The organism is Parvibaculum sp. (genome assembly GCF_035511255.1).
Lineage (GTDB): Bacteria > Pseudomonadota > Alphaproteobacteria > Parvibaculales > Parvibaculaceae > Parvibaculum.
Genome location: NZ_DATKFR010000319.1, coordinates 1 through 9929 on the forward strand (window position 1 = coordinate 1; position 9929 = coordinate 9929).

Below are 9929 nucleotides of genomic sequence, written 5' to 3' on the forward strand. Positions count from 1 at the left end.
AGCGCGTCCTCGACGGCGGGATGCGTCTTCAGAATTTCCTCGACCTCTTCCGGATAGACCTTTTCGCCGGCCGTGTTGATGCAGACAGAGCCGCGGCCGAGCAGCGTCAGCGTGCCGTCGGGCTCGACCGTGCACCAGTCGCCCGGGATCGAATAGCGCGCGCCCTTGACCGTCTTGAAGGTCTTCGCCGATTTCTCTGGGTCCTTGTAATAGCCGACCGGGATCGGCGCGCCGAGCGCGATGAAGCCCGGCTTGCCGGAACCCGGCACGACGGGTTCGTCGTTCTCGTCGAAGACCTTGCAGCGTTCGCCGATCTGGAACTTCGCGGTCGCGATCTCTCCGTCCTTGGTCATCAGCGAGGAGCCGAGGCCGACGGCTTCCGAGGCGCCGAAACTGTCGGTCATGATCGCGTTCGGCATGTGCTTGAGCAGGCCGCGCTTCACCTCCGTCGACCACATGACGCCCGACGAGATGATGGTAACAATGCTCGACAGGTCGTACGTGCCGGGCGCCTCGTCGAGTGCGCGCAGCATGGGCTTGGCGAAGGCGTCGCCGACGATGGCGATCGTCTGCACGCGTGAACGGTCGACGGCGGACCAGAGCTCATGCGGATCGAGCGACTGGTTCTCGATCGTCACCGTGCAGCCGCCGCTCATCATGTTGCCGAGCGAGGTGAGAAGCCCCGTCCCATGCATCAGCGGGCAGGCGGGCAGGATGGGTCCCGCGGGCCCGACGAGCTTGATGGCCTCGACCAGCGACGGCAGATCCTCGGGCACGGGGCCGAGGCGGCGCAGCGCCGAAAGCTGCACTTCGCGCAGATCGTCATGCGTCCACATCACGCCTTTGGGCATGCCGGTCGTGCCGCCCGTATAGATGAAGAGCATGTCGTCGGGCGCGCGCTTGATGTCGAGCCTTTCGCCCGCGCCGCTCGTCGCCAGCGTCTCGTAGCGTTCCGCGAAAGGCGCGATCTCGCCGCCCTCATTGACCTCTATATAGGTCTCGACCTTCGTCAGGCGCGGCCGGATCTGCTCGATGATGTCGCGGAACTCGGAGCCGTAGACGACGGTCTGCGCGTCCGAATTGTCGAAGATGTAGAAGACCTCGTCGGCCTTGTAGCGGTAGTTGACGTTCACATGGGTCAGCCGCGCCTTGAAGCAGGCGGCCAGCAGTTCCATGTATTCCGGCCGGTTGCGCATGTAGAAGGCGACCTTGTCGCCGGGCTTCGCACCGCGCTCGACGAGGGCGCGCGCGAGATTGTTCGTCCGCTTCGTCGTCTCGCCCCAGGTGATGGTCCGCCCTTCATGGACGAAGGCCGGTGCGTCCTGCGGCAGGGCAGGCGAAATCGTGTCGAGAATGTCCCCGAAATTCCAAGGCATGAAGTCCTCCCAAACTGAACTCTTGTGATGCTGGCCTCTTCGGGCCAATTCCTGTTGGGCGGCATGATACAGCGATTTTAGCCCCCGTCACGGATAACGAGGGCGTCCGAAGTCTGTTGCTGCGCACAAAAAAGGCGGCGCCTTGGGGCGCCGCCTTTTGAAGCCGGGCTTTGCCCCGGTCAGAACTTGTAGTTGACGCCGATGCGGACGGCGCTCGACGTCGGCTCGGATTTCGATTCATAGGCCTGGCCGGGGAAGATCGTCTTGGAACCGAAATCGGCATAGACGTATTCGGCCCGGACCGAGACGTTCTCGCCAAGCGCGTAGTCGGCGCCGCCGCCGATCGCCCAGCCCGAGAAATCGACATCCGTCGAAAGCGGACCGTCCGTCGCCGAGATGCGCGAATGGCTATAGGCGTAGCCGCCGGTGATGTAGGGCAGGCAGTTGCCGATCGCGTAGCCGACGCGCGCGCGGATCGAGCCCGAATATTCGGTGCGCGAGGTGATGCTCTGGTTGCCGCCGTGAACGGTCGAGCCGAGGCTGTCGTGGATCGTGTCCGAAACGTTGCTGAGCGAGATGTCGGTTTCGATGCCGAGCACGATATTGTTCGGGAGCTGATAATCGTAGCCGGCCTGCACGCCGCCGATTTCGCCCGCGGGCTTCATGTTGACATCGAAGGAACTTAGCGCGGGATTCGTATAGGCCGACGAGGTGTCGCTCCAGGCATAACCGGCATGCGCGCCGACGTGAAACCCGGTCCATGACGTCGTGGACGGCATCGCCTCGGCCTGGGCCGATGTCGCGCCGGCCAGAACGGCAGCCATCATCGCAGCCGCTGTGAAATACTTCATGAGGTCCCTCCCTGAAATCCGTATTTTCCGTATACGTTATATACCACGATAGCACAGTGCGCCTCCATTGTGGCGCGCCATGAGGAACGATTTTCTGTGCCTTGAAACGATAAAGTTGTGGATGGTTGTGTCATGCCGCCCGCCGCCGGGCCGTCCATGTTGCAACGCGCAAGACGAAGGCGGCGACGGCCAGCGCGAACAGCGTCACGTAAATCCAGCGCGGTTCTTGCGGCGCGTCCTTCGTCACCCGGCCGAAATAGCTGAAAGTGAAGATGAACCAGATGTACCAGGCGCCGATCAGGTGAAGCCGTCCCCAGAGCCTCGGCCCCAGCGTCTTCACCGACCGGTCGTTCGAGGTCGCGGCCATCAGCGCGATCATGACATAGGCTCCCCCGCCGCCGGCGAGGCTCAGGGGCGAGGGCGACTGGCCGCTGACGAGGAAGAAACCTGTCAGCGCGCCGAGATGGATGAAATGCGCCAGCGCGAAGGAAAGCCCGAGCACGCGCCGGTTTGCCCGCAGGCCTCTCGTCGCGGGCCACCACCAGGCGAGGCTCGAGGCGAGGAAAGGCAGCAGAAAGACGAGGAACGAGAAGCGGGCCGTGTAGCGTGCCGCATGCAGAAGCGCGTCGGTCGTGTCGCCGCGATAAACCGCGAAAACCGCCGCGAAAATGAGAGCGTCGCCGGCAAGAACGACGGCGAAAGGTGTCCAGGCCATCTTGCGCTGCCCGTCCCGGCTGGCGCCGATTGCGTCGATCGTCATGTCCCCCTCCGTTTCATGCAGTCTGTATGATATACAGGCTGTATAATCCGATCCAGTTTTTCATACAAGCAGTATGAGTAAATGCTCCGAGCCGCGCCGGCGAAAAAACCCTCGAAAAACCGCGAAAAGCTGATGGCGGCGGCCCGCCGGCTCTTTGCCGGGCAGGGCTATGCGGCCACGGGAACCGAGGACATCGTGCGCGAGGCGGGGGTGACGCGCGGCGCGCTCTATCATCAGTTCGCCGACAAGCGCGATCTCTTCCGGGCGGTGCTGGAGGAGATGCTGCCGGAAATCGGCCGGCGGCTTTTCGAGGAAACGATGGCCCGGATCGAGAGCGACCGCGAAGACCTGCAGGTCGGTTGCCGTGTGCTGCTCGGCATCTATGCCGACCCGGAGGTGCGGCGGCTCTTTTTGATCGAGGGCCCCGCCGTGCTCGGCCTTGCGGAGTGGAAGGCCCTGCAGGCGCCGCTTTCAAGTCTCTTCCTTAACCACGCCCTCCAGCACCTCGTTGACGAGGGAACGCTTAACCCCGCCGAGATGGAACCGGTCGCGGACCTGCTCGCGGGCGCATTGCAGCAGGCCGGCCTCGGCATCGCCGGCGCGGCGGATCCCGACGCCGCCCGCGAACGCTATGCCGCCGGCCTCGATTTGATGATCGATGGGCTGATGAAGCGCCGGTAGCGCCCGGCTCGTGCGGCAAACAAAAAAGGCGGCACCCCAAGGTGCCGCCTAATTCGTAGCGATGCGCCCGCCCTTATTCCGCCGCCGACATCTTGTCGAGCGAGTAGGCACGATTGCCCTGGCCGTTCAACTGCAGCAGGTACTTGATGCCTTCCTCGGCGATGTCGTCGCCGATCATGCGGTCGCTCTCGCCATAGAGTTCCTTCATGTCGATGAAGGCGGCGTAGTTGCCCGCCGTGCGGCTGGTGATGATGCCGGCCTTGAGCAGCGTCTTGATGAGCACACGGAAGATGTTCGTCGTCTCCTGCATCTCGTTGCGGATGTTGACGTCCGTGAGCGCTTCCATGAAGGCGCCCTGCACCCATTCCCAGTCGAGGCCGACGGCGGTGTAGATGTGCTTCTTCTGCTCGGGGCTGCCGAGATTGTAGAGCAGGATTTCGAAGACGTGCCACGCCCAGTCCTCGATCTGGTTGCGCTCGTCCTCGTTGATGTTCGGGATCGTGCGGTCCGCCCAGATCTTGCCGAACTTGTGGTGGAAGGCCTCGTCCGTCATCGTGAGCTGCATCAGCTTCACCATCAGCGGATCGCGGCCGACCTTGTAGAAAGTCGCGAAGGCGCCCATCGCGAGCCCTTCGACCAGCATCTGCATGCCGACGATCTTCTTCCAGACGAGCGGCGACAGCACGAGCTCGGTGAGCACGTCGCCGAGCGCCGGGCCGACCGGCACGGGCTTGCCCCAGCGCGCCTTGATGTAGTTCGAGAAGCCGGCGACGTGGCGCGCCTCTTCGCGCGTCTGGTTCGCGGCATATTCCTGCGCGCCCGGATCCTTCAGGATGTGGCAGAGCGAGGCCGAGAGCGCGAGCGCGCCCGCTTCGCCGTGCAGGATCGAGGAGAGGCCCCACTGCACGTCCAGATTGACGAGCTTGATCTTCTGCTTCTCGTCGAGCTTGTCGGCGACGGCGGTCTTGAGATCGGTGTTCTGATCGGGATCGATCAGATACTCGTTCTCCATGTCGAAAGGCTGGGAGAAGTCGATGTACTTCTTGTCCATCGGATCCCAGAAATGGTCGTGCGTCGCCGAGATGATCTTGTCGAAGGCGCTGGAGCGTTTGCCATAGCGGTCGACATCCATCATCGCGGGAAAATCGTCCGGGGCGACGGCTTCATAGGCCGGATCCACGGTCAGATTCGTTTCGATCTTCGTCATGCAGTCCTCCCTCTTCGCGGCCGGGGCCCGGCCTGTTCCTCCAGCGCCGGCGCATCTCCCGAATGCCTCCGGCCTCAGTTCCCTTGTTTCCAATATAGCCCCGAGGGTTAATGTGGGCAAAAAATAATGACGCCCATGTCACTTTTAAGCATAAACCCGGATCACGCCGCGCCGCCCCGTGCAGAATCGCCCGCGGCGGTGCTAACCTGCTGAAAACAAAAGGGACGGGCGATGCAGAAGACGGGTTTCACGGAGACGGATCATGGCCGGATTGCCTGGACCGAAACGGCGGGCGGCGGGCCGGCGGTCCTCTTCATTCACGGCAACTCCTCCGCCAAGGAGATTTTCGGCCGCCAGTTGGAGAGCGAGATCGGCAAACGTCACCGTCTGATCGCTTTCGACCTGCCGGGCCACGGCGCGAGTTCGGACGCACCCGATCCCGCCGCCACCTATTCCATTCACGGCTTCGCCGACGCGGCGATGGATTTCCTCGATGCGCGCGGCATATCGCAAGCCGTCATCGTCGGCTGGTCGCTCGGCGGCCACGCCGCCCTCGAAATGATGGACCGCTGGCCCGGCACCATCGCCGCCTGGATCACCGGTACGCCGCCCGCCGGGGCCGCCGACATGGAGCTGGCCTTCCTGCCGTCGCCGCACATGCACCTCACCTTTCAGGAAACCTTCACCGATGAGGAAGCGCGCCTCTATGCGCAGGACACGACGGGCGAGGGCGTGACGCTCGAGCCTTGGATGATCGAAGCCGCAAGGCGTGCCGACGGGCGCTTCCGCCCGCTGATGCTGAAATCGGCGATGGAAGGCGCGGATCTCGACGGGCGCGAAATCGCGGCGACCTCGCCCTTGCCGCTCGCCGTCGTCTCCGGCGGAGCCGAACCTTTCATCAGCAACGAGTTCCTGCGTTCCGTGACCTACAGGAACCTCTGGGACCGCCAGGTGCATGTTCTGGATGGGCTCGGCCATATGCCGTTCTGGGAGGCACCGTCCCGCGTCAATCCGCTGCTCGCGCGCTTCCTCGACGAGGTCACTCGCTGAGCGGACCGTCTGATATCCGGGGAATGAGCCGCCGCGTCGGCGACGGCCCGCGATAGGTCTTCGTCTCGACGATGTGGATCGGTTTTGAAACGGCGGCGAGGACGCGTTCGTAAAGCGTTTCCGCCGTGACGGGTTTGACGATGTAGTCGGTGACGCCATTGTCGCGCGCGAGCTTCACCGCCTCGGCGCCGACATGGCCCGAGATCATCAGCACCGGCACGTCGCGGTCGCAGACTTCTTCCCCCTCCGTGAGGCATTCCCCGCCGCGGACGCGCCGCGTCATCTCGTAACCGTCCATCGGCCGCATGCTGCCGTCGGTGATGATGAGGTCGGGCTGGCGCTCGCAGAACATGCGCAGGCCTTCCTCGCCGCTCGCCGCGCAAAGTGTGCCGGAAAAGCCCATGCTGTCGAGCAACGCGACAAGGAGGTTCCGCATCTCCGCGCTGTCGTCGACGATGAGGACCCTGAGCGCTGCAAAGAGCGAGTCTCCGCTCATCCGGCGGATCTCTCGCCCGCATGCGCCACGGCGGTCAGGCGTTCGAGTGAGGCGAGCGTTTCGAGCACGAGGTTTTCGTCGGCCCCGCCCGGCTTGAGGGCGTCGTACATCGCTTCGATGTGGAAGCGCATGACGGTGGCGCGAATGTCTTTGTAGCGCTCCATGTAGCCGCACAGCGAGTGGGCGAAGCGGCCGATACTCGGATAGCCGAACGTGCCCGCGAGGCCGCGGATTTCATGTGCGGCTGCATAGAGTTGACGCCGTGCCTCCGGGTCGCCGTCGCCGGCCTGCTCCACGAAGGAGAAGAGGGAACCGACCTGGGATTTCAGGCTCTCGGAATATTTGGTGGTGAGTTCCCGGATCGTCTGCTGCATCTGTTCCAGAACGCGCGGATCGAGGCGGACGGGCGCCGTATAATCGGCGCCGAGCTTGCGCTCGGCGATCGAGGGAAGGCGCAGGAAGCGCGCCGGCACGTCGGAAGATGGAACGTCGCTCATCACATGCCCCTCAGATGTAGCTCACCGGCAACCGGCGTTCCGGCCACTCGATCTCGGCCGATACCGTCCGGCGATCCGGGCCGGCGAAGGTCGGCGCCTCGATGAACTTGCGCGGACGGTTCAGCGCGCCGAGGAGGCGTTCGTAGAGAAGGCGCGGCGACACGGGCTTGCAGAGAAAATCGGTGACGCCGACGTCGCGCGCGCGCTCGACGGCCGACAACTCGCTATGCGCGGAGACCATGATGATCGGCACGGCCCTGAGCTCGTCCTCGCCGATCGCGCGCAGGCGTTGCGCGAGAGCGAAACCGTCGGTCGGCGTCATGGCGGCGTCGGTGATGACGATGTCGGGCTTGTGCTGAAGGAACTTCGCCCAGGCTTCCTCGCCGTCGCCGGCGACGACGATTTCGCCGACGCCCGCGACCTCGAGCAGACGCGCGATGAGCCTGCGCATATGCAGGCTGTCGTCGACGACGAGCACCGTCAACATTTCGAATACGGACCGAGCCATGCTACCCCACAAGCGCTGCTCAAACCGGCACCCCACGTGCCAGAAGCGAAGCCTAGCGGATATGTTCTAAACAAAGCGTAGCGGGCCGGCGCGTTTACATGTGGGTAAGACTCACGCCCGCGCGGTGACGATCCACACCGCGCCGCCGAGGGACATGCCGTTCGCCGTCAGATGTTCGGCCAGCGCCTCGCGAATGCTGGCCCTGACCCGCGCGCGAACCTCGTCCGGCTGATCCGCGAGAAGGCGGCTGACCGGTCCGATCTCCGAGGTTTGCAGCAGAGCCTCGTCCATGGCGCCGGGACCGGACGCGCCGAGCGTCAACGTCGCGTCGAAGGGCGTCAATGCGATCTCCCGGAAGCCGGCGCTTTCGAGAATGCCCGTCACATGCGCCTTGTCGGCGAAGGCGAAGGGGCCGGGCGTTCCCGGCGGCGGCGGCGCGGGCGGTGCGACATGGGCGAGCGCCGCCCGCAGCGGCACCGAGACCCAGGCATTTTCGCCGAGCGGACGCCAGCAGACGAAGACGAGCCGCCCCGTCTGTTTGAGAGCGGTATGAAGATTGGCGAAGGCCCCGACGGGGTCGTCGAAGAACATCACTCCGAAGCGCGACACGACGAGATCGTAGGTGCCGGGCGCGAAGGCATGGGACGAGGCGTCGGCAAGTTCGAACGTCGCCGTGCTGCCTTCCGCCGCCGCCCTGTCGCGCGCCCGTGCGATCATCGGCGCCGAGATGTCGACGCCGAGCACATGCCCGCCGGCACCCGCCGCCCGCGCGACGTCGAGCGTGGTCACGCCGCAACCGCAGCCTATGTCGAGAACGTGCTCGCCTGGCTGCACATGGGCCGCCTCGAGAAGCTTTTCGCCGAACGGTGCGAGCATCCGGTCGAGCCGGTCCTGATGCGCGACCCATTTCTCTCCGGTCGTGCCGTTCCAGGTTTCGATCTGCTCGGCATTGGCGCCGGATGTTTCTTGTGAAGTCGACATGGCTCTCCCCGCTTTTCGTCCCGAGGATGGGACTTGGGGAGCGGGGACCGCAAGTTCAATCGGCGGGACGGTGTTCGTCCCGGAGGGCGAGTTCGCGCAGGCGATGCTCGACCTCGGTGATTCCGAGTTCGATGGGCCCCAGCTCGCGGTCGGAGGGCGCCTCGGCGGGCGCGACGAGATCGGCGCCGGTCGGCAGTTCAGGCTCGATGGAGCGCGGTCCCGCCGCCGATTGCAGGCGGGCGAGACGATAGGAAATCAGGGCGGCGTGATCGAGAAAACGCCCGCTGACATGCGACACCAGCGTCTGCGCGGCGTCGATTTCGGCCGCGATCGTCGCAAGCTCCGCGTCGTCCGCAAAGCCCGATCGCGGTGGCGACAGCGCGAGCCCGCCCGCGCCCGTCGTCAGGTTGACGACCTGGATTGCGATTCCCGCGCGGCCGCTCTCGTCGACCGCGATGTCGAGGGCGGGATGCTGGCCGCCGATCAGCCTGCCGTTGATGAGATTGATCCGGTTGTGGGAGGCGGATCCCACGGCGGCGTCGATTTCGGCCCGCACGTCGTCATAGCGCCCGGCGAAAAGCGCGCGGCGGCCCGCATCTTCCGTCGCCTGCGCCGCGTGAACGAGGTCGAGTGCCTCGCGAAGCCGGTCGGCGACCGTGTCGATGGCGAGGACGGCGGTTTCGATCGTGGACAGGCCCGTCGCAATACGCTGGCCGAGTTCGGCGGCGGATGAAGAACCGTTGACCGCGGCCGCATGGCGCAGCGCCCGCCGGATCGCCGCGCGGGGTGCGCGCGGCTTTGCGGGGGTCCCGTTCTTCTTCTTTTTACGGTTGCCCGTCAGCAGTGAAACAATGCCCATCGCCTCGACCTCGGCCCCGGCGGTGGCCCGTCCGCCCGGTGTCCCGAGCCTATGCGGCATACATTGACGCAACCTAAACGACGACTGCGGCGGCGATCTGCTACTCTCGATCCATGGCGAATCTCCCTTCCCCCGTCTGGAAAATCGTGCGGCCGCTGACCCGGCTCTATTACCGCTTCAGCCGGCCGCTGACCGTGGGCGTGCGGGGCCTCGTCCGCGACGAGCGGGGGCATATCCTTCTGGTGCGCCATTCCTATGTCGACGGCTGGTATCTCCCGGGCGGCGGCGTCGAGCGTTCGGAGACCGCGCCGACGGCGCTGAGGCGCGAACTCGACGAGGAGGTCGGCGTCCTTCTCCAGGCCCGGCCCAGGCTCCTCGGTCTCTACGCGAATTTCCGAGAGTTCAAATCCGATCACGTCGCGCTCTATCTGATCGAGCACGGCGACTACGAGAGGATCGACCGCAGGAGCCTCGAGATCGCGGAATATGATTTCTTTCCGCCGGATGCGCTTCCAGAAGAGACGACGCGCGGCACGCGCGCCCGCATCATGGAATTTCTGATGGGCGAGGCCGCGCCGGACCTCTGGTAAGTCCTACCTCCCCCTTGGAGGGGAGGTCTAAAAATCCGAAGGATTTTTAGGGTGGGGGGCCCTCATCCCTTGC

12 protein-coding genes are annotated in these 9929 nt (G+C 64.9%); 3 read left to right on the forward strand and 9 right to left on the reverse strand.

The features are described from left to right. The 3 genes from VMR03_RS12535 to VMR03_RS12545 form a co-directional block, all read right to left on the reverse strand. Nucleotides 1–1376 (reverse strand): acyl-CoA synthetase (locus VMR03_RS12535; protein ID WP_325405699.1); only part of this gene is annotated, 1376 nt, incomplete at its 3' end. Between the two features lie 179 nt (nucleotides 1377–1555). After that, nucleotides 1556–2227, reverse strand: coding sequence for an outer membrane protein (locus VMR03_RS12540; protein WP_325405701.1), 672 nt, complete (start codon nucleotides 2225–2227; stop codon nucleotides 1556–1558). A 130-nt stretch (nucleotides 2228–2357) separates the two neighbouring features. Continuing rightward, the gene (locus tag VMR03_RS12545; RefSeq protein WP_325405703.1) at nucleotides 2358–2987 is read right to left on the reverse strand and encodes a hypothetical protein; all 630 of its coding nucleotides are present in this window, start codon (nucleotides 2985–2987) and stop codon (nucleotides 2358–2360) included. Nucleotides 2988–3068: 81 nt separating this feature from the next. Here VMR03_RS12545 and VMR03_RS12550 point away from each other — a divergent pair, with 81 nt between their 5' ends. Next, a complete protein-coding gene (locus VMR03_RS12550) occupies nucleotides 3069–3668 on the forward strand; it encodes a helix-turn-helix domain-containing protein (RefSeq protein ID WP_325405705.1) in 600 nt (199 codons plus the stop codon). Between the two features lie 73 nt (nucleotides 3669–3741). Here VMR03_RS12550 and VMR03_RS12555 read toward each other — a convergent pair whose 3' ends face one another. After that, a complete protein-coding gene (locus tag VMR03_RS12555; protein ID WP_325405707.1) occupies nucleotides 3742–4875 on the reverse strand; it encodes a ferritin-like domain-containing protein in 1134 nt (377 codons plus the stop codon). A 231-nt stretch (nucleotides 4876–5106) separates the two neighbouring features. Between VMR03_RS12555 and VMR03_RS12560 the strand changes: the two genes are divergently transcribed. Beyond that, a complete protein-coding gene (locus tag VMR03_RS12560) occupies nucleotides 5107–5925 on the forward strand; it encodes an alpha/beta hydrolase (protein ID WP_325405709.1) in 819 nt (272 codons plus the stop codon). Here the strand turns inward: VMR03_RS12560 and VMR03_RS12565 are convergent. The 5 genes from VMR03_RS12565 to VMR03_RS12585 all read right to left on the reverse strand — a co-directional run bounded on the left by VMR03_RS12565 (nucleotide 5915) and on the right by VMR03_RS12585 (nucleotide 9266). Next, nucleotides 5915–6421, reverse strand: a complete 507-nt coding sequence (locus VMR03_RS12565) for a response regulator (protein WP_325405711.1) — start codon at nucleotides 6419–6421, stop codon at nucleotides 5915–5917. The genes VMR03_RS12560 and VMR03_RS12565 overlap by 11 nt on opposite strands. Next, a complete protein-coding gene (locus tag VMR03_RS12570; RefSeq protein WP_325405713.1) occupies nucleotides 6418–6918 on the reverse strand; it encodes an Hpt domain-containing protein in 501 nt (166 codons plus the stop codon). The genes VMR03_RS12565 and VMR03_RS12570 overlap by 4 nt, the downstream gene beginning before the upstream one ends. A 10-nt stretch (nucleotides 6919–6928) precedes the next feature. Continuing rightward, nucleotides 6929–7426, reverse strand: coding sequence for a response regulator (locus VMR03_RS12575; protein WP_325405715.1), 498 nt, complete (start codon nucleotides 7424–7426; stop codon nucleotides 6929–6931). Between the two features lie 111 nt (nucleotides 7427–7537). Further along, on the reverse strand, nucleotides 7538–8407 hold the full coding sequence (locus VMR03_RS12580; protein WP_325405717.1) for a class I SAM-dependent methyltransferase: 870 nt from the start codon (nucleotides 8405–8407) through the stop codon (nucleotides 7538–7540). Between the two features lie 55 nt (nucleotides 8408–8462). Next, on the reverse strand, nucleotides 8463–9266 hold the full coding sequence (locus VMR03_RS12585; protein ID WP_325405719.1) for a hypothetical protein: 804 nt from the start codon (nucleotides 9264–9266) through the stop codon (nucleotides 8463–8465). Between the two features lie 146 nt (nucleotides 9267–9412). Between VMR03_RS12585 and VMR03_RS12590 the strand changes: the two genes are divergently transcribed. After that, nucleotides 9413–9856 (forward strand): NUDIX domain-containing protein, encoded by a 444-nt coding sequence (locus VMR03_RS12590; protein ID WP_325405721.1) that lies wholly within the window; start codon nucleotides 9413–9415, stop codon nucleotides 9854–9856. The last annotated feature ends 73 nt before the right edge of the window (nucleotides 9857–9929 follow it).